Consider the following 17,591-nt stretch of genomic DNA (forward strand, 5'->3'; position numbering starts at 1 on the left):
GCAGGCCGCACGAAATGTAGGGCCCATGAAATATTACACTGCCTGTTCTGCTACTTTCTCCTGCTTACTCTTCTAAACCCGGAGCATGCTATGACATCCACCCCTTCGAGTATGTCGTCGAAGAGGAGATTTAGCCCGAGGTTGTCGCTGGATATGTGCCCGGCGATTACGACGTTTACGTGGTGCTTTTGCGCCTCTTTCCTGTGGTCCTCGCCGATATGCATGCCGACTATCGTGCCTACCCCTGCTGTCGAGAGCCCTTCGTAGACCATCTTGCTGCCGCCTGTGCCGCCGGTCATGTCCACGAAAATTTTACCTGCCCTTCTCGAATCCGAGCCGACTACGACGCGCGGCCCGACTGTTTCGCTAAGCGCAAGCTTGTACTCATCCATGCCGTCTATTGCCTCTATGACATCAGAGACAAGGCGCGGCGCCTTTAAATCGAACATGTCTTGCAGATAGGTCTGCACTGCGTTGTCGGACGGCGTATGAATGCTCATAAGCGGAACGTCAAGAAGCCTTGCCGCGTCGACTGCTCGCATGTGATTTGCGGGAAGGAGCCTTCGCTCGACTTCCTTTATGCGCTCATCCATCACGTCCTCGGCAACGTGTATAGGAAGCCCCTGCTTAAAGAGTATGGCGCTTTGCATGCCCATGACATCGTAGAGCGCTGCCATGGCCCGGCCTTCGGGATGGTGCGTGATCACAAGGTCTATTGCCTCGCCCTTTTCCCTTAGCCTGTCTGCAAGCACTATCTCGCCGACCTCTATATCTATGCCAACAAGAACGCGCTTTACCTCCTTATCCGGGCTGCCGTGGAGGATGCGCGTATCGGCATACGGGTTTACGAGGCTTTCCTTATCAAAGCGCGCCTTTTTCTTCTCGCTTAGGCCGTCGTATTCCTTTTTAGCGGCCTTAAGCTGCTCCTCTACCTCGGCCTTACCCCTTGGGTCGAGCTCTATGCCCCTCTTATACGCCCTCTCGTATATCTCGCGTATCTTCATAGGTATCCTCTCAGGCTCCAAGAACTTTTTTAACGAGCTCCTGCACGAGCTTTCCGTCGGCAGCGCCCTTTAGCTTCGCCATCACGGGCTTCATGAGCTTGCCCATGTCTGCCGGCCCCTTTGCCCCTACCTCTTCAACTGTCTTTCTTATTATGGCCTCGACCTCGGCCTCCGGAAGCTGCTTTGGAAGATACGCCTCCAAAACTTTCAGCTCCGCCTCTTCCTTCTCTGCAAGCTCGGTCCTGCCGCCTGCCTTAAACTGCTCGATAGATTCCTTTCTCTGCTTACAAAGGGTCTTTGTAACCGACTGTACGTCTTCATCGGTAAAGGGCTTGCCTCTTTTTTCGATTTCAGCGTACTTAACGGCCGATATGAGCATCCGAAGGGCCGAGACCTTTGCCTTGTCCCCTGCCTTCATAGCCGCGGTCATGTCGTTCTTTACGTTATCGATAAGCGCCATGATATCGTCTCCTCTTTATGCTCTTTAAAATATTTAGCGGCGTGTCCGCGCCGCAGTCAAACACCCTGGCGCGAAGACGCCGCAAGAAAAAACGCGTGTTCCGGCAGCCCTTAGGTGCCTTTCTTGAGTTCTACCAAGACGAGCTTTACAACGGCCTTGAGTGTCTCGAAAACGCCCTCTCCCGTTGCCGCCGCGGCCTCGAAGTCCGGCACTCCGGTGGGGTTAAGCACCCTCTTCATCTCGTCAAGCGGAGCGACATTTGGCATGTCGCGCTTATTGTACTGTATGACGTAGGGTATCTTGTCTATCGAGTAACCGTGCTCCTCGAGGTTGCTCTTCATGTTATCCAAGCTCTCGATGTTGGCGTCCATTCTCTCGACCTGGGAATCGGCGACGAAGATTATTCCGTCAACGCCCTTTAATATAAGCTTTCTCGATGCGTCGTAGAATATCTGTCCGGGGACGGTGTAGAGGTGGAAGCGCGTCTTGAAGCCCTTGATCTCTCCAAGGGCGAGCGGAAGAAAGTCGAAGAAAAGCGTTCTCTCTGTCTCGGTAGCAAGAGATATCATCTTGCCCTTCGAATCGGGCCTGGTCTTGGTGTATATGAAATTCAGGTTTGTGGTCTTTCCGCAAAGACCCGGGCCGTAGTAGACTATCTTACAGTTAATCTCTCTTGCGGAATAGTTTATAAATGACATGACTCACCGTTTGCGCGCCGTTGTATTGTGCGATCAGGAAAACGTGCCCGGAGAGCGTCTATCCGAACAGGTTTTCGATGTCGTCGTCGGAAATCTCTTCGAGGAGCTGTTCTTTCGAGGTGGCCGACTCCATCCTTTTGACAATCTTGCCGATTACGTTGCTCATTTCCTCGCCGGCCTTCTTGACACGAAGCCTCACGAGCCCGAGCGATGAGCGTCCGTCGAAGATAACGACGAGTATAACCCTCTGAGCTACTATGGAAATATGAATATTGTCCTTCTCCCCCTCGTGAAAGAGGATGGAGAATTCCTTTTCGCCTATAAGCTTGGCAAGCCCGCCCGTAGCCGCGATGTTTCCGGCAGTGAGCGAGGCAAGCGACGTGGCGTCTATATGATGGGTCTCGCCGCTCGAGGCAATAAGCTGTCCGTCCTTGTCAACGACGAACACGCACTTGGCGTTGGCTTCCTTAAGAAGCTTGTCTATTGTCGCGCCAACTTCCTTTAATTCTTCCTCGAACATTACTAGCGAGGTATGAGCCATAGAACTCCTCCCGGTATTAACCGAACACCCAAGAAAGTATACAAAATTACAATGCTAAGTGAAAGAGAAAAATGCACGTTGCCCCGTAATAGGGGACAAAAACGTCAGAATATGCGTTTTCCGTCGTTTTCGAGTAGCCTCTCCCACTCATAATCGACCTTCTTCTGGAACGCTTCTATTATAGCGTCTGCGCCCTTTAAGTGCTTAAAGCGGCCCTGGAGCTCTATCCACTCCCTGACAGGCCTCTTCTCCTTGGGCTTGTAATTTATCTTCAGCACGCCTTCCTCGACCTCGTAGAGGGGCCAGAAGCAGGTGTCTGTTGCGAGCTTTGCAAGCTGCATGCCCTGCTCGGGCTTGGTGTACCAGCCAAGCGGACACGGCGAAAGCACATTTAAAAATGTCGGGCCCTTGGTCTTGAAGGCCTTCTCGCCCTTTTTCTCAAGGTCTTTCCAGTTATGGGGAGAGGTCTGCGCTGCATATGGAATATTATGCGCAACCACTATCCTGGTTAAATCTTTTCTCCACTCCTGTTTGCCCGGTACCACGTCGCCCGCGGGGCTAGTCGTTGTAGCGGAGCCAAGCGGAGTAGCGCTCGAACGCTGGATGCCGGTATTCATGTACGCGCCGTTATCGTAGCAGACGTAAACTATGTCGTGCCCCCTCTCAAGCGCTCCGGAAAGGGCCTGGAACCCGATATCATAGGTGCCGCCGTCTCCGCCAAAGGCCACGAACTTTACGTCCTTATCGGCAGGGATCCTGCCCTTTTTCTTTAGCCCTTTGAAAGCACTCTCTATGCCGCTTATCGTTGCCGCGGCGTTCTCGAATGCAGAGTGTATCCACGGAATACGCCACGAGGAATACGGGTATATGGTGGTGCCGACCTCGAGGCATCCTGTCGCCGTGGTTGCCACAACCGGGCCCCCGGCGCTTCTTAAGAGCAGCCTTACTATCGGGGGTATGCCGCACCCCGTGCAGAGGCGGTGGCCTCCTGTAAAGAGTTCCTGTTTCGACGCTAATTCCTTTAAGGTAGCCATCTCGTAAACCTCTTATCTAAAGGTAACGGGTAAGCTCTTCGGCCTTGCCCGTTTCCATGAGTTTATAGAGTTCGGCGAACACCGCTTCGGCGTTCTCCACCGTGTAGTCCCTTCCGCCAAGACCGTAAATCCTGCCCATTATCTTCGGTCTCTTTTCAAGGTCGTATAGAGCCGACCTTATCTCGTTAAATAACGGCCCGCCAAAACCGGAGAAACTATCTGCCCTGTCCATCACGCAAACTGCCTTCACGTTCTTTAGCGCAGCCGCCATCTCCGCGTGCGGGAACGGCCTAAAGAGCCTTGGCCTTAGGAGCCCGACCTTTTTGCCTTCTTTCCTGAGCTTATCTATTGCCACCTTTGTCGTGCCTGCGGCGGAGTTTAGTATTACTATCGCCACATCCGCGTCGTCGAGCTTATATGTTTCCATAAGCCCGTACTCACGGCCAAAACGCTTGCCAAATGCCTTTCCTACCTCGGCTACGACGTCCTTTGAGGCAGCTATCACATTTGACTGTACGTGCTTGATGTCCATATACGAATCCGGAAGCGTCATCGCGCCCATTGTTATCGGATGGTCTGTATCGAGAAGCGACTGCTTGGGGCTGTACACGCCAAGAAAGTCCTTTACGTCCTTATCTTCCAAAGGCTCCATGACGCCGATTGCGTGGCTCGTGATAAAACCGTCCATGCAAACCATTACAGGTAGTAGCACCCTCTCGTCCTCGGCTATCTTTACTGCCTGAAAGAGGTTATCGTAGGCCTCCTGCACGGTCTCGGAATAGAGCTGTATCCAGCCGGAATCCCTTGCGCCCATGGAATCCGAATGGTCACAATGTATATTGATAGGGGCGGAAAGCGCCCTGTTCACAACGGTCATTACAATCGGAAGCCTCATACCAGAGGCTATATAGAGGACCTCCCACATAAGGGCCAGTCCCTGCGAGCTTGTAGCTGTCATTACCCTTGCGCCTGCCGCAGATGCTCCGACACACGCGCTCATCGCGGAGTGCTCGCTCTCGACAGTTACGAACTCGGTAGTGACCTTACCGTCTGCCACGTAGCCTGAAAACTCCTCGACGACTCCGGTAGACGGGGTAATCGGGTACGCCGGGCACACATCCGGGTCTATCTGCCTCATGGCATAGGCTATGGCCGAGTTACCGGTAAGCCCTATTTTTTTAGAGGCCTTCGCGCTCTGTGCCATCAGTCCTTATCCTCCTCTACCATCTTTATCGCCTTGACCTTGTCCGGGCACTCGACCGCGCATATGCCGCAGCCCTTGCAGTGCTCCATGTCAAAGCCCACCATCTTGCCGTTCTCGACTATTATGGCCGAGTCCGGGCACATTACCCAGCATATCAGGCAACTCGTGCACTTATCCTTATCGAGAACCGGCTTTAGTTTTCTCCAGCCTCCGGTTTCGTAGTTATCTGCGCTTCCGGCCTCAAAAACTATTCCGGCGTGCGGGACCTTCTTTTTTCCTTCTTCGTTCTTTTTCGCTGCCATGGCGTTTGATTACTCCCCCTTTACCTCGTCGTAGCCGCGTTTCATGGCAGCGACGTTGCCGTCTATTACCTTCTGGCTGTACTTCTTGCCGTAGTTTTCCTTGAAATTGTTGATTAGCGAATCTATGTTTATTATCCCGGTTGCCTTTGCAAGCGCGCCAAGCGCCGGGGTGTTTGGCATGTGGCGGCCTATGGTCTCCTCCGATATCTTGGAGGCATCCACCGTAAAGACCTTTGCAAACCCCTTGTCGAGCTTCAGGGCCGTACGCATCTCGGAAGCGGACTTCGGAGTGTTAACAATGAACACGGCGTCCTTGTCGGTTCCGTCCGTTACAGAGCCCGAGCCCTCCATGCCGCCGGTAAGCTGCATGCCGATAAGTGTCGGGTCCACTATAAGAACGACGTTGGGGTTCTTTACCTGGCACTGCACCCTTATCTCTTCTACCGATATCCTGTCAAAGGCCCTTACCGGAGCGCCCATTCTCTCCGGGCCGAATTCCGGAAATGCCTGCACGTATTTGCCTTCCATAAGCGCGGCCTCGGCCAGAAGCTTCGCGGCAGTGACCACACCCTGCTGCGCTCTGCCGTGCCAGCGCAGTTCAATATTATCCTTTACGCTTGCCATGTCTTTTTGTGCGCCTTTCTTACGGTATTATTCCCCGGAAAGGGAAGACAGAAAGAATAACAGGTTTGATTAAAAGTGTCAATTACTCTGTTTCTTTTGTCAAACAATCCGGACACTTACGCTTCCTTCCTGCCCTCCATGGCCCGCCCAAGAGTCGTCGGATCCATGTACTCGACAAACCCGCCTGCCGGGATTCCGGATGCTATTCGCGTAAGCCTTACGCCAAAGTCCTTTAGCGCCCGCTTTATGTAGAGCGCCGTTGCCTCGCCTTCCGAGTCAAACCCGGTTGCGAGAATTATCTCGGTAACCTTACTCCTCGAAGCCCTCGCGATAAGCTCGTTTACCTTTATCTCTTCGGGGCCTATGCCCTTTAGCGGCGCAAGCAGGCCGTGCAGAACATGGTACGCGCCTTTATACGAGCCGCTGTTTTCGAGCGCAACGAGGTCTTTATAATCGCCTACAACGCAGATAATGCCTTTATCCCTTGATACATCAGAACATATGGCGCAAGGATCTGACTCGGAAAAGGTCATGCACTCGGAACAAAGCCTTACGTTGTCCTTGACGCTAAGCACACTTTTCGAGAGCTCTTCGGCAACGTCGCGCCTCGAGTTAAGTATATAGAGCGCGAGCCTCGATGCCGTCTTCTCGCCTATGCCCGGAAGCCCGGAAAGGGCCTTCACAAGCCTTGCTATGGGTTCGACGTACTTCAAAAATATCCGTCTCTCTAAAACATACCGGGGATATTCAAGCCAAGCCCCTTTGTTACCTTGCCCATCTCTTCCGAGGCCATTTCCTGGGCCCGCTTATAGCCCTCGTTAACTGCGGCAATGATGAGGTCCTCTAACATCTCGACATCCTCGGGGTTAACAACGGTTTTATCCACCTTCAAAGACACGAGCCTTAAGTCCCCGCTCACCTTTGCCGTGACCATGCCGCCCCCTGACTGCGCCTCCACGGTCTTTTGGCCGAGCCCCTGCTGCACCTCGGCCAGCTTCTCCTGCATCTTTTGCGCCTGCTTCATCAAATTTCCGAGATTCTTAGACATCGCCCCTCCTGCGTTCATCGATTATCCTGCCGCCAAAGGTCTTTAGCGCCGCCTTAACGAGCGCATCCTCGGGAGCAGGCTTTACTGCGGCGTCCTCGGCCGCGCCTGACTTTAAAACCTTGAAAGAGACCTTGCCGCCAAAATAAGAACGCGCGGTCTCGTTTAAAAGAGCATCCCTTACGATTATCATCCCATACCCGGCGCCGTCTACCGCGAACTCGACATCAATGCCGTTAAAACTCGAGCTTCCCTGCCTAAGCGCCTTTGCAAGACGCTCATCCTTTTTCTCTATAAGCTTTAAAAACCCGTCTACCGTTTTTTCTTCGTCGTAAGATTCTTTGCGATCCTCACCGTCATTAGAGGCAGCCGCCGGGGATTCGGGCTTTGGCAAGGGAGCTTCCCCGGCTGCCGTAACCTTTTTCAAAGGCTCCGTCCTAGCGCCGCTATCTTCGCTCACCGGCCTTGAAAAACTATTTTTTTTTACCTCGGCCTTTGCCGCCACATCCGCGCCAACACCTTTCACAGCGCCAACAGGCCCGCGCGGCGACGTAGAGCCCTTCTCCAATGCCTCAAACCTCGATATAAGCTCTGAAACAGGGCGAAGCCCCTCGACCGAACACGCGCCTATAAGCGACATCTCCAGAGAAAACCTCGGAGTAGAAGACCTGACAACGCCCTCGTACCCTTTCGAAATAACGGCAAAAAGAAGCTGCAGCCTCTCTTCGTCAGCCTCGGAGGCCATCTTCTTGAGCCTTTCCGCCTCAATCTCGGGCAAATCGAGGGAGGAAGAATCGCCAAGCACCTTTATTACCGTAAGGTCGCGAACAAGCTCTATCAAATCCGACGCGGCCTTTTTTAAATCATACCCAAAGTCGTGTATCCGTTCAACTATTGTAAGGCACGTCTTAGCGTCCCTGGCGATTACTGCCGTGGCAAGGTCGCATATGACTGAACGGTCCATCAGGCCAAGCGCCGATGAGACCTCGACGCTTCCTATCTTCGTTCCCGAAAACGCCACTACCTGCTCAAGTATGCTTTGCGAATCCCTCACACTTCCCTCGCCCTCCCTGATTATCATGTAGAGGGCCTCTTCGTCTATCTCGATATTTTCCTTCTTCGCTATAACGGAAAGATGCGCATGTATCTTCTTTAGCGGCACCCTCCTGAAATCGAACCTCTGGCACCTGGACTGTATGGTAAGCGGAATATCGTGGGGCTCGGTCGTTGCGAATATGAATACAACGTGGGGCGGCGGCTCTTCGAGGGTCTTTAAGAGCGCGTTAAAGGCCGAGTCCGAAAGCATGTGGACTTCGTCGATTATATATATCTTATACTTGCCGGCGGTCGGGGCGTACTTAACGCTCTCCCTTAACTCCCGTATGTTGTCAACGCCTGTGTTCGATGCGCCGTCTATCTCGAGAACGTCTACCGACGAAGAAGTGCTAACGCCCTTGCACATCTCGCATGTGCCGCAAGGCTCAACAGTCGGCCCCTTTTCGCACTGAAGGCACTTTGCGAGAATCCTCGCAACAGTAGTCTTCCCCACCCCCCTTGGCCCGGAGAAAATATAGGCGTGCCCGACCCTGCCGCTCTTTACGGCATTGGAAAGGGTCCTCACTACGTGCTCCTGCCCGACTACCTCGGAGAACGCCGAAGGACGCCACTTTCTGGATATGACCTGGTATGACATAAAGAAGAGAGCCTCTTATAAAAGGGTGAAAAGCTTTTAGTCCTTGCCCGCGCTGCCGGCAACCAGGCACCCCCGCGGCACATGATTGGGAATGCGTACCGTTGCTTCCTTCCGGACCTGGCGGGGTTGGCAAATAATCATTGCGCGGGACCCGGCTGCCGGCACCACAGGCAAAAACCACCTCAATAAACCGATAACGACAGAGGATACTGGTGGAACTTTCTGTAGAAAGTTCCACCAGACCCCCTCAAAGACTTTTGACTGCCTGGGTCTGTGCGGCCCCATGTGAGGCCGCACAGACCCAAGTAAAAAGTTTTTGGAGAGAGTTTGAGAGAACCTTTTTACAAAAAGGTTCTCTCAATATTCTCGGTTATTACCGGTCTATCGAGGCGTTTTAAAATCTGGCGGAGAGAGAGGGATTCGAACCCTCGGTACACGATGAATGTACACACGATTTCCAGTCGTGCTCCTTCGACCACTCGGACATCTCTCCATGCGTCTACGCCTTTAAAATACATATGGCCGCGGCCCTGACGTAGCCTGATGCGCCGCAGCCAATCTCTTTATGGCGGAGAGGGGGGGATTCGAACCCCCGGTTCCGGTTTTAGCCAGAACAACTGTTTTCGAGACAGCCCCCTTCAACCGCTCGGGCACCTCTCCTTATTGAAACGGCCTAAGCTTGCCGTTTGGCAGTCCTGGCCTTTGCCAAAAATTTCGCCGCAACCGCCCTTTTTACCTGGGCTGCGCCGTGGGTTTTGCCTTCGGCGCAACGAGTTCGACTTCGAACTTATCCGAGGCAAAAGTATTAAAGCCGCTGAACGCGTCCACGTTGAATATCCAGCCTTCGGCCTCTACTTGGCCGCCTTTTACCAGCGAAATATGTACCGCCGTATTATTGGCGTCATTTGACTTGGTGCCTATATAATCGCTATAACTTGTCCAGTCAGGTGCAAAGGCATTGACCTTTAACGTATAGCCGCCGGAAAGGTTTGCCGAGCCGCCTATTTTCACCTTCAAAGTGGCCTTCTTCTTCGCAGTCTTGTCGGTCACGGCGAGCTCGACCTGCTTCCACTTGGCCGCTACTTCCGGGCCTATTTTCACAGGCTTTGCCGTCTTTATGCCGGAATGCGTCTGGGGTGCGCCTGCTGCTCCGGAGCCCGGGGCCGGATGGCCTTCTGGAAGCGCCTGTCCTGGGGCCGCTGTCTGGGCCGGGGGCTGCTGCGCTTCTTCCTTTTTCCCGCATGACGCGCTAAATACCGCCACGGCGAATATCGCCGCTACGAATACGAATATTTTCTTCAACTGCTTCAGCTTCATTTTTATGTTCCCTCCTGTTTGTTAGCCGTTTTTTGACGCCTCACGGCATTTTTAAATATACCATTCTGTGCCGTTTTTTTCAAAGACAAACCCGCGGCGCTATTTGCCCTTCCTCATCTTAACGGCGCCGAGTATCAGATTGGCTATTACGGAGACGAAATATATTTCGTCTTCCTTGAACTCCCTTAAAACCACGGTCTGGGCGTTAAGCACGCCAAAGGGCTCGCCCGATAGAAATATCGGATACGAGTACATGGTCTTTATCCTGTACTGCTCTTCCTTGGTCTCGGGAAAATACTTATACCTCGAATCTTTCGTAACGTCCGGGATAAGAAGTGGTTTACCTTCCTTAACCGCCGAGCCTGTTATGCCCTCGCCTATTTTCAACTTCGCCTTTCCTATGCCGTTTTGCGACAGTCCGTATGTGCCCCTCATCACGAGCTGCTCGCCGTCCCAGAGGTATATCGAGCAGATGTCGACGCCGAGCCTCTTTGCTGTTTTTTCCGCAACGCCCCTTAGCACCTCGTCGAGATCATAATCCGAGGACGCGAGCATGCTTATCTCTTCAAGAGAGATAATCTCCATGCGTTCTCTATCGGCCCTCTGGCTCTCGAAGTAAAACTCTCCGGAATGGTCGAATTTGAGTCCATGCAGGCTCTGATCGGAGTAATGCGGGTTTATGGCCCTGCTCTTCGAAGGGGCCGGGCGGTATTCCGAGAAGCCGCACGAGCACAAGAACTTGACCTTGTTGTCGTTTACGCGGCTTGATTTCATCTTATTGCCGCATTTTCTGCATCTTATGAGGGATTCCATGGGCCTCACACAGCGCGGCAAAACCGCCGCGCGTTTTTATAATATGCAAGCGCACCGAATGCGCCGCTTACTCGTTCTTTATCGCGTTACTCTTCGTATCTTCGGCGCTGCCGCTATTTTTTGGCGCTGCCGTAGCGCCTGATGCCTCTGGCGCAGCCGGTGCGACCGCCGGCGGCGTCTGTGCTGCTGCAGGCGCGGCCACGGTCTTCTTCTTTACCTCTAGCTCTGTTCTTACGACATCGCCGCCAGATACCTTTACCTTTACAACACGGCCGGAAGCGCCGCTAAGTCCTATGCTCTTGCCATCAAGCATTAGTTCGAGGTTACCGGCATTGCCTACTGTCAGCAGATAGGAGGCGGCCTGGTCAAGCGTCTTTCTCTCTCCGGAGCGAAGCGTCATTTCCCTTGGCTCCCTGCCATCGGCCTCCACCTTGACCCAGACATCTGCCTTTGCAACGAGTTCAAGAATATGAGCGCCTGCAACCGTCTTTTGTGCCACAACCTTGGTCTGCGGCTCGGCCTCTTTTACGGCCTTATCGGCCGCTTCTCCAATTGGCAGCGCCGCTACGGTATCGTCTTTTTTAGGTTCAAGCGCCGTTTTTGATTCGATTGCCTTATCGCCGGTAGAGAGCATCGCGTATGCCGCTATACCTATGAAGACCGCAAGTATGGAAATCGAAATAACCAGCGTCCTGTCAACTGCAAAACCCGTCCTGCCCTGCTTTTCCGGCTGCGGCAAAGCGCCGATCACCTTCTCCTGGCGCACCTCGGTCTCTTTTACGGCCTTTGCGTCCTCGCGCTCGCGGACATCCCTTAAATACACCTCGTAGCGAAGCACCGCATCGGCCTCATCGAGCCCCAGATGACGGCAATACGATTTTATAAAGCCCTTCACATACGTCGAGTGGGGGAGGTTTGCGTAATCATCCTCCTCAAGGGCCTTTATCTTCTTTCTCGAAAGCTTTAGCGCGGCACAAACGTCGTCGAACGCCACGCCCCTTAACTCTCTCTCCCTTTTCAGGTACTCGCCTGGTCTTTCCATGTAACCAAAGCCTCTATCTCTACTTTATCATGCCAAGATAATCTTTTGCCGCCCTGGCCCTGTCGCCATCGGGTTCGAGTTCAACGACCTTCTTGAATGCCGCTGCAGCCTCGGCCTTCTTCTTTAGCCTGAGATACACCTGCCCCATCCTGTAATGCGCGTCCACGAACCGTTCGTCGAACTTTACCGCCTTTTCATAGCTCTTTACAGCCTCGTCGTCCTTGCCGAGTTTCTCATACACCATGGCCGTGTTATAGTAAGGCAGAGCGTAGTCTTTCCTTATCTCAATGGCCTTGCCAAGGTTTATAAGGGCTTTATCATAAGCCCCTTTGTTATAATACGCCCAACCCATATTGCTATACGCCAACTCCGGTGATGTATAAAAAACGTTCTTTGCCGCAATGTCATAATGATATATAGCCGTATCCCATTCCTTAAGCTCCATGTACACAGCACCGATGTTGACATGTGTCGTGGCGCTTTCTGGGTTTTTCTTTATAATCACGCTGAATTCCCTTATTGCCTCCGGATAAAGCTTCTTTGCCAGATAAGTAAGCCCTAGTATCTGCCTGCAGCCGTCGTTTTCGGGATTAACCTCGACCGCCCTTACGAACTCCGACAGTGCCTTGGCATACTCGCCCTTGGCAAAATAAAACTCTCCGGCCTTGCACCTTAGGCTGCTCTCCTCTCTGTCCTTTGACGAAATATACTTCGGCATACAGGACGTAAGCGCAAGGGCAATGACCACGAGCATGGAAAAACCGCGTAACTTCATAATGTTATACTGTATCACAATTCCTCGAAATGGGTCAATGCCTTAAAAGCGCCGTAGCGCTTATTTATCTCGTCCTCGGTAAGAGAGGCAAGACGCTTCAGGCTAAATGCCTCGACATTAAAAGAGGCCATGGCGCTCCCGAACACTATCGCCCGGCGAAGCCCCTTCTCACTTAAATCCTTTGACTTTGCAAGATACCCGACGAGCCCTCCGGCAAAGCTGTCGCCAGCGCCGGTTGGGTCGAATATGTCTTCTAACGGGTATGCGGGGGCCGAGAATATGCCGTTACTACTAAACATCAACGCGCCGTACTCACCGCGCTTTACAATCAGGGTCTTTGGCCCAAGCGCAAGTATTGCCTTCGCGGCCTTCACGAGGTTTGGCGTCTTGGCAAGTTCCCTTGCCTCGGCCTCGTTTATAACAAGCATCTCGACCTTGGAGAGAAGGCGCCTTAGCTCATGGGGCTTGCCCTCTATCCAGAAGTTCATCGTATCGCAAGCTATGAGCCTGGGTTTCTTTACCTTGCTTAACACCTCTTCCTGGATTACCGGATCGATATTGCCAAGAAACAGGAACTCCGCGTCGCCGTACTCCTTGGGTATCTCGGGCTTGAAGGAACTAAATACGTTTAGCTGGGTATCGAGCGTGTGCGCGACGTTTAAGTCGTACTCGTATTTGCCCTTCCACCTGAAAGTCTTTCCGCCGGCAACCTTCCTTATGCCGCGCGTATCAACGCCCCTGTCCTTAAAGACCTTCTCGTGCTCGGGCTTAAAATCGTCGCCAACTACCGCCACCACGCCGACCTTTGCGAAATAGCTTGCTGAAGCGGAAAAATACGTCACCGAGCCGCCAAGCACCTCGTTTGCCTTTCCAAACGGCGTCTCGACGGAATCGAACGCAACTGAACCTACGGCAATAATGTCCATTTCTACAATACCCCTCCTTTTACGAAATGCCGCTTTTTAGAGATACTTCCCGAGTATTATGTCGAGGTCTTTCTTCGTCTTCTCGGGTATGGCCTTTTTATCGGTAACGGTTGCGAACTTCATGGCAGAGGCGCACTTGCAGTTTCTCGGATGCGCAATGCCCTTTGCCGCATGCCCTATTATGGCCTTTGCCGTTGAGACGTTTTTCCGTATGGTCTCGAGTATCATGTCAACGGTAACGCTCTCCTCTGTCTCGTGCCAGCAGTCGTAGTCGGTAGAGAGGGCAATCGTTGCGTAGCATATCTCTGCCTCTCTTGCGAGCTTTGCCTCAGGGATGTTGGTCATGCCGATTACGTCAACGCCCCACTTCCTGTAGGTCTTACTCTCGGCCTTTGTCGAGAACTGCGGGCCCTCGATGCAGATGTAGGTGCCGCCCTTGTGGACCGTTGCGCCCGCCTTCTTCGAGGCATCATACAAAACGGAACTTAAATTACCGCAAACCGGCTCCGCGAATTCCACATGTCCAACGATTCCCGAGCCGAAAAACGAGCTTACGCGCTTACTTGTCCTGTCAAAGAACTGGTCGACTATGACTATGTGCCCGGGCGCGATTTCCTCTTTCATGCTTCCGACTGCGGAAACAGAGATTAGCCACTCAACCCCTAGCTTCTTCATGCCGTAGATGTTTGCGCGGTAGTTTATCTCGCTTGGCGTCAACCTGTGACCACGGCCGTGACGGGGCAGGAACACAAGCTTTGCGTCCCCGAGCCTTCCGGTTATGTACTCGTCCGAAGGATCGCCAAAGGGTGTCGATACTTTTACGTTTTTTACCTCACTTAGCCCTTCCATTTCATAAAGGCCGCTGCCGCCAATTACGCCTATCACTCTCTCGCTCATCGCAAAGAACTCCCTTGATTGTTATATAACTGCTTCAAAAACAAGCATATTTTTTACCATTAAAAGAGTGCTACGGTCAAGGTATTTATGCCTCCTGCCCTGCGGTCATGGCCCCAAAAATACTTTCGTCCTCTAAAAATCATTTTAATATTGCAGTTCCATTAATAATAGGCTAAACTAATCAGGACCAACTTGGTCCCAAAATGGAGGTTGCCATGCCGCTTATCGAATGGAGCGACACTTACAGCGTAAAAAATCCAAGCATCGATACCCAGCACAAAAAACTTATTGGCATAATAAACGAACTTCACGACGCAATTGGCGAGGGAAAGGGTAGAGACATTGTCGGCAAAGTCATCTCGGAGCTTGTAAAGTACACAAAAACCCACTTCTCTGATGAAGAAAAACTTATGGCCGAGAAGAAGTACCCCTGGCTAGATGAGCATAAAAAGTTCCACCAGGACTTAACCGGCCAGGTCGTAAACTTCGAGCGCGAGTTCAAAGACGGCAAGGTAGCGCTAAGCCACGAAGTACGAAAGTTCCTAAGAGGCTGGATACTCGAACACATAATGAAGGAAGACACCAAGTACATCCCACACCTTGGCGCGTAAGCATAGCGCGTGCCAGGCAAAAATCCAGCAAAACAAAGACCGGCGCAGGGCCCTGCGCCGGTCTTCCACTTCCAACCGTCCGTTAGCAAATATACGCGGCCTTATATCAAAAGGTCGTCTGAAAGCTTCGATAAAAGGAAGTTCTCGATAAAGCCCCTGAGACAGTACTGCGTCTTTCTGTCCATGCCGCTAAAGAGCACGCCCATGCCCGGCTCCTCGAGCATATCGGGGTTACTCTTGGCAACGTATATGACCTCGCCTGCGACCTCAAGTGGCTTATTTGCCGGGATGTCGAGGGCAAGCTTCATCTTTGTGCCGCGCGCCATGGGGTCGAGGCTGTGTATGAACACGCCGTACTCGGATAGAGAGGTTGCAAACATCACCTGGCTTCCTTCCGTTGAATCAACGCGCGTTCTTATTAGGGCGCGAAGCCTTGGCACCCTTCTCGGTGTTGCCTCGATGAGCCTTTGAACAATTGCAAATATATCGGTAACCGCAACGGGCCATGTAAACATGGCATTTGCGCCGTTTAAAAGCGTACGGTTAAGCGCATTTGAATCATTTTTTTCGCCGTAGGTTATGACCTTCAGCTTGCCGGGCCCGGATATGCTTCTTATGCTTGCAAGACAGCCCCCCGGCGCATCCCACGGGAAACCCGCATAAAGAAGCACGGCCTCTGGCGCTATGCCGTTAAAGAGCCTATAAAAAGTATCTTTATCGCCGGAGGCAAAAACATTATACCCAAACCTCCTCATCATGTGTGCGAGCCTTATTGCGCGGCTCTCGTCGTTATCTGCAATGAGCACTGTTTTGGGAAGCCAGCCTTGCATGGGTTCGTCCGCTCCTTTATTATACGGCCATATCGTCGGATATCTCGACCGACAACAGGCTCTCCACAAAAGCCCTTATCACCTGCCCAAATGCTGCGTCAAGGTTCAAGAATTTTATGCCCATCCCGGGCTCGGTATGGTGCGCCGGGTCATGAGCCGAAATCCTAACCACCTCGCCGTCGACCTCAAGCGGTCTTGATGTCGGAAGGTCAAGAAGCATTCTTACCTTTGTGCCGACCGGAAGCGGCGTTATGGAGCGTATGAACACGCCTGTTTCCGAAAGAGATGTTGCAACAAAGTTCTTTTTCTCGCTGCCAACAAGAAGTATGGCCTTGTATATGGCCCTTATTCGCGGGGACTGACGCTTTCCCGCGCCAAGCAGGTGCTCGAAAACAGAAAAAAGCGCCGCAGCGGTGTTTGGCCAGACCATGCAGGCATTGGCGCCTTCGTTTATCGTGGCATCGAGCTTAGCGTGGTCTTCCTCAGTAGACACCATTATGACATTAGCTCCGGCAAGCGATGCAGTAGATCGTATCTTTTGCAAAACAGAGGTCTTTGAATCAAAGGCCGGCATTCTAAGCCCAAGCACTATGGCATGCGCCGTTATACCGCCCGATAACTTCAAAAGTTCGGCCCCGCTTGAGGCAATAAACACGTTATAGCCGAACTTCCTTATTATTACCATCAGTCTTCTATAGCGTTCCTCGTCATTGTCTACTATAATTACGTTCTTGGGCGCGTTTACCATGCCGCTACTGTCTCCGGTTGTGGGGAAATATAAGCCGCTCTATGATACACTAGAGATAGTGCGGAGTCAACGCATATGCACTGGTTCTTTGTCGCCCTTACAACGGCCATCTGTCTCTCGACAGCCGACGCCATAAGCAAGAAGGCCCTAAAGCACACAGACGAGGACGTTATTGTCTGGGTAAGAGAGGGCTACGCTCTGCCCTTTCTCCTTATCCCTCTTTTTTTCATAGAAATACCAACACTCGACACGGCCTTTTACATTACGGTACTTACGCTGCTGCCACTTGAGATACTGGCGCTTCTTCTCTATGTGCGCGCCATAAATATATCGCCCCTCTCGCTGACCGTGCCGTTCATGGCGCTAAGCCCGGTCTTCATAATACTTATCGGTTACGTAACGCTTGGCGAACTGCCCGATACCTCCGGCGCTTTAGGAATAATAGCTATAGCAGCCGGCGCGTACATGCTAAACGCAGGAGCGGCAAAGGACGGGCTGCTTGGCCCGATAAAGGCCATATTCAGGGAAAAGGGCTCGGTGCTTATGATTATAGTGGCCTTCATATACAGCATAACATCGACATTTGGCAAGGTTGCTGTATCGCACTCAAGTCCGCTTTTTTTCGCATTTTTCTACCCGCTTATCCTCACGGCAGCCCTTACCGTGTATATATTAAAAAAAGGCAAGTTCGCGAAAGTATTCGAAAAACCGGCGTATTTCGTGCCGATAGGCCTGTTCGTGTCAATCATGATAATTACACACTTCATTGCCATAACAATGACAGATGTGGCATACATGATAGCCGTAAAGAGGACCAGCCTGCTCTTTAGCGTAATCTACGGTAAGTTGTTGTTTAAAGAGGAAAAAACCTGGGAACGCCTGCTCGGCGCAGCCATTATGATACTTGGAATAGTCCTTATAACCGTATTTTAGCCCGAAAATCAAAAAAATCCCGAAAACTTAAAGATTTCGCTTGGATTGAGGGCCGCGATATGTTATAGAAAATAGGCCTCAATATTAAAGGTAT

At 52.2% G+C, this 17,591-nt stretch carries 21 protein-coding genes, 2 tRNA genes and 1 other RNA gene; 2 read left to right on the forward strand and 22 right to left on the reverse strand.

Features of this window, described 5'->3' with window-relative positions; genetic code table 11:
- Positions 1-50: 50 nt before the first annotated feature.
- The 20 genes from OEV59_02120 to mtnP form a co-directional block, all read right to left on the reverse strand.
- Positions 51-1,004: an NGG1p interacting factor NIF3 gene (locus OEV59_02120; GenBank protein MDH4226541.1), complete on the reverse strand. Its 954-nt coding sequence runs from the start codon at positions 1,002-1,004 to the stop codon at positions 51-53.
- Between the two features lie 10 nt (positions 1,005-1,014).
- Positions 1,015-1,464 (reverse strand): GatB/YqeY domain-containing protein, encoded by a 450-nt coding sequence (locus OEV59_02125; GenBank protein MDH4226542.1) that lies wholly within the window; start codon positions 1,462-1,464, stop codon positions 1,015-1,017.
- Between the two features lie 110 nt (positions 1,465-1,574).
- Complete coding sequence (locus OEV59_02130) at positions 1,575-2,162, reverse strand: GTPase domain-containing protein (protein ID MDH4226543.1); 588 nt, start codon at positions 2,160-2,162, stop codon at positions 1,575-1,577.
- Positions 2,163-2,220: 58 nt separating this feature from the next.
- Positions 2,221-2,703 (reverse strand): roadblock/LC7 domain-containing protein, encoded by a 483-nt coding sequence (locus OEV59_02135; GenBank protein MDH4226544.1) that lies wholly within the window; start codon positions 2,701-2,703, stop codon positions 2,221-2,223.
- A gap of 104 nt (positions 2,704-2,807) precedes the next feature.
- A complete protein-coding gene (locus tag OEV59_02140) occupies positions 2,808-3,737 on the reverse strand; it encodes a thiamine pyrophosphate-dependent enzyme (protein ID MDH4226545.1) in 930 nt (309 codons plus the stop codon).
- Between the two features lie 16 nt (positions 3,738-3,753).
- A complete protein-coding gene (gene porA, locus OEV59_02145) occupies positions 3,754-4,941 on the reverse strand; it encodes a pyruvate ferredoxin oxidoreductase (GenBank protein MDH4226546.1) in 1,188 nt (395 codons plus the stop codon).
- Positions 4,941-5,243 carry a 4Fe-4S binding protein gene (locus OEV59_02150; GenBank protein MDH4226547.1) on the reverse strand — a complete coding sequence of 101 codons (303 nt, stop codon included), beginning with the start codon at positions 5,241-5,243 and terminating at the stop codon, positions 4,941-4,943. Before OEV59_02150 ends, porA begins: the two co-directional genes overlap by 1 nt.
- 9 nt (positions 5,244-5,252) lie before the next feature.
- The gene (locus tag OEV59_02155) at positions 5,253-5,867 is read right to left on the reverse strand and encodes a 2-oxoacid:acceptor oxidoreductase family protein (GenBank protein ID MDH4226548.1); all 615 of its coding nucleotides are present in this window, start codon (positions 5,865-5,867) and stop codon (positions 5,253-5,255) included.
- 116 nt (positions 5,868-5,983) lie between these two features.
- On the reverse strand, positions 5,984-6,580 hold the full coding sequence (recR, locus tag OEV59_02160; protein ID MDH4226549.1) for a recombination mediator RecR: 597 nt from the start codon (positions 6,578-6,580) through the stop codon (positions 5,984-5,986).
- 14 nt (positions 6,581-6,594) lie between these two features.
- A complete protein-coding gene (locus OEV59_02165) occupies positions 6,595-6,915 on the reverse strand; it encodes a YbaB/EbfC family nucleoid-associated protein (protein ID MDH4226550.1) in 321 nt (106 codons plus the stop codon).
- Positions 6,908-8,605 (reverse strand): DNA polymerase III subunit gamma/tau, encoded by a 1,698-nt coding sequence (dnaX, locus tag OEV59_02170; GenBank protein MDH4226551.1) that lies wholly within the window; start codon positions 8,603-8,605, stop codon positions 6,908-6,910. Before dnaX ends, OEV59_02165 begins: the two co-directional genes overlap by 8 nt.
- 57 nt (positions 8,606-8,662) lie before the next feature.
- Positions 8,663-8,762, reverse strand: an RNA gene (gene ffs / locus OEV59_02175) — signal recognition particle sRNA small type.
- A 245-nt stretch (positions 8,763-9,007) separates the two neighbouring features.
- Positions 9,008-9,098 (reverse strand) — tRNA-Ser (locus tag OEV59_02180).
- Positions 9,099-9,171: 73 nt separating this feature from the next.
- Positions 9,172-9,265: transfer RNA gene (locus tag OEV59_02185), tRNA-Ser, on the reverse strand.
- Between the two features lie 72 nt (positions 9,266-9,337).
- Entirely contained in the window at positions 9,338-9,922 is a 585-nt protein-coding gene (locus OEV59_02190; GenBank protein MDH4226552.1) for a hypothetical protein, read from the reverse strand.
- A 99-nt stretch (positions 9,923-10,021) separates the two neighbouring features.
- The gene (locus tag OEV59_02195) at positions 10,022-10,735 is read right to left on the reverse strand and encodes a GAF domain-containing protein (protein MDH4226553.1); all 714 of its coding nucleotides are present in this window, start codon (positions 10,733-10,735) and stop codon (positions 10,022-10,024) included.
- Between the two features lie 67 nt (positions 10,736-10,802).
- The gene (locus tag OEV59_02200) at positions 10,803-11,777 is read right to left on the reverse strand and encodes a DUF4115 domain-containing protein (protein MDH4226554.1); all 975 of its coding nucleotides are present in this window, start codon (positions 11,775-11,777) and stop codon (positions 10,803-10,805) included.
- A gap of 19 nt (positions 11,778-11,796) precedes the next feature.
- The gene (locus OEV59_02205) at positions 11,797-12,570 is read right to left on the reverse strand and encodes a tetratricopeptide repeat protein (protein MDH4226555.1); all 774 of its coding nucleotides are present in this window, start codon (positions 12,568-12,570) and stop codon (positions 11,797-11,799) included.
- A complete protein-coding gene (locus OEV59_02210) occupies positions 12,567-13,478 on the reverse strand; it encodes a PfkB family carbohydrate kinase (protein MDH4226556.1) in 912 nt (303 codons plus the stop codon). Before OEV59_02210 ends, OEV59_02205 begins: the two co-directional genes overlap by 4 nt.
- A 36-nt stretch (positions 13,479-13,514) precedes the next feature.
- Complete coding sequence (gene mtnP, locus OEV59_02215) at positions 13,515-14,375, reverse strand: S-methyl-5'-thioadenosine phosphorylase (protein MDH4226557.1); 861 nt, start codon at positions 14,373-14,375, stop codon at positions 13,515-13,517.
- 215 nt (positions 14,376-14,590) lie between these two features.
- Between mtnP and OEV59_02220 the strand changes: the two genes are divergently transcribed.
- Entirely contained in the window at positions 14,591-14,986 is a 396-nt protein-coding gene (locus OEV59_02220; protein MDH4226558.1) for a bacteriohemerythrin, read from the forward strand.
- A 101-nt stretch (positions 14,987-15,087) separates the two neighbouring features.
- Here OEV59_02220 and OEV59_02225 read toward each other — a convergent pair whose 3' ends face one another.
- Positions 15,088-15,816, reverse strand: a complete 729-nt coding sequence (locus tag OEV59_02225) for a hypothetical protein (protein ID MDH4226559.1) — start codon at positions 15,814-15,816, stop codon at positions 15,088-15,090.
- A gap of 19 nt (positions 15,817-15,835) precedes the next feature.
- Complete coding sequence (locus OEV59_02230; protein ID MDH4226560.1) at positions 15,836-16,564, reverse strand: PilZ domain-containing protein; 729 nt, start codon at positions 16,562-16,564, stop codon at positions 15,836-15,838.
- 75 nt (positions 16,565-16,639) lie between these two features.
- Between OEV59_02230 and OEV59_02235 the strand changes: the two genes are divergently transcribed.
- On the forward strand, positions 16,640-17,497 hold the full coding sequence (locus OEV59_02235) for an EamA family transporter (protein MDH4226561.1): 858 nt from the start codon (positions 16,640-16,642) through the stop codon (positions 17,495-17,497).
- Positions 17,498-17,591 lie beyond the last annotated feature (94 nt).

Source organism: Deltaproteobacteria bacterium, assembly GCA_029858205.1.
Lineage (GTDB): Bacteria > Desulfobacterota > GWC2-55-46 > GWC2-55-46 > DRQE01 > JAOUFM01.

Excerpts from the sequence above, each read along its gene's own strand:
- OEV59_02155 (MDH4226548.1), bottom strand. The coding sequence starts at position 5,867 with ATGGCAAGCGTAAAGGATAATATTGAACTGCGCTGGCACGGCAGAGCG.
- OEV59_02210 (MDH4226556.1), bottom strand. The coding sequence starts at position 13,478 with ATGGACATTATTGCCGTAGGTTCAGTTGCGTTCGATTCCGTCGAGACG.
- OEV59_02225 (MDH4226559.1), bottom strand. The coding sequence starts at position 15,816 with ATGCAAGGCTGGCTTCCCAAAACAGTGCTCATTGCAGATAACGACGAG.
- OEV59_02120 (MDH4226541.1), bottom strand. The coding sequence starts at position 1,004 with ATGAAGATACGCGAGATATACGAGAGGGCGTATAAGAGGGGCATAGAG.
- OEV59_02140 (MDH4226545.1), bottom strand. The coding sequence starts at position 3,737 with ATGGCTACCTTAAAGGAATTAGCGTCGAAACAGGAACTCTTTACAGGA.
- OEV59_02165 (MDH4226550.1), bottom strand. The coding sequence starts at position 6,915 with ATGTCTAAGAATCTCGGAAATTTGATGAAGCAGGCGCAAAAGATGCAG.
- OEV59_02130 (MDH4226543.1), bottom strand. The coding sequence starts at position 2,162 with ATGTCATTTATAAACTATTCCGCAAGAGAGATTAACTGTAAGATAGTC.
- OEV59_02230 (MDH4226560.1), bottom strand. The coding sequence starts at position 16,564 with ATGGTAAACGCGCCCAAGAACGTAATTATAGTAGACAATGACGAGGAA.
- OEV59_02235 (MDH4226561.1), top strand. The coding sequence starts at position 16,640 with ATGCACTGGTTCTTTGTCGCCCTTACAACGGCCATCTGTCTCTCGACA.
- OEV59_02125 (MDH4226542.1), bottom strand. The coding sequence starts at position 1,464 with ATGGCGCTTATCGATAACGTAAAGAACGACATGACCGCGGCTATGAAG.
- OEV59_02190 (MDH4226552.1), bottom strand. The coding sequence starts at position 9,922 with ATGAAGCTGAAGCAGTTGAAGAAAATATTCGTATTCGTAGCGGCGATA.
- OEV59_02135 (MDH4226544.1), bottom strand. The coding sequence starts at position 2,703 with ATGGCTCATACCTCGCTAGTAATGTTCGAGGAAGAATTAAAGGAAGTT.
- OEV59_02220 (MDH4226558.1), top strand. The coding sequence starts at position 14,591 with ATGCCGCTTATCGAATGGAGCGACACTTACAGCGTAAAAAATCCAAGC.
- OEV59_02150 (MDH4226547.1), bottom strand. The coding sequence starts at position 5,243 with ATGGCAGCGAAAAAGAACGAAGAAGGAAAAAAGAAGGTCCCGCACGCC.
- dnaX (MDH4226551.1), bottom strand. The coding sequence starts at position 8,605 with ATGTCATACCAGGTCATATCCAGAAAGTGGCGTCCTTCGGCGTTCTCC.
- porA (MDH4226546.1), bottom strand. The coding sequence starts at position 4,941 with ATGGCACAGAGCGCGAAGGCCTCTAAAAAAATAGGGCTTACCGGTAAC.
- OEV59_02200 (MDH4226554.1), bottom strand. The coding sequence starts at position 11,777 with ATGGAAAGACCAGGCGAGTACCTGAAAAGGGAGAGAGAGTTAAGGGGC.
- OEV59_02195 (MDH4226553.1), bottom strand. The coding sequence starts at position 10,735 with ATGGAATCCCTCATAAGATGCAGAAAATGCGGCAATAAGATGAAATCA.
- mtnP (MDH4226557.1), bottom strand. The coding sequence starts at position 14,375 with ATGAGCGAGAGAGTGATAGGCGTAATTGGCGGCAGCGGCCTTTATGAA.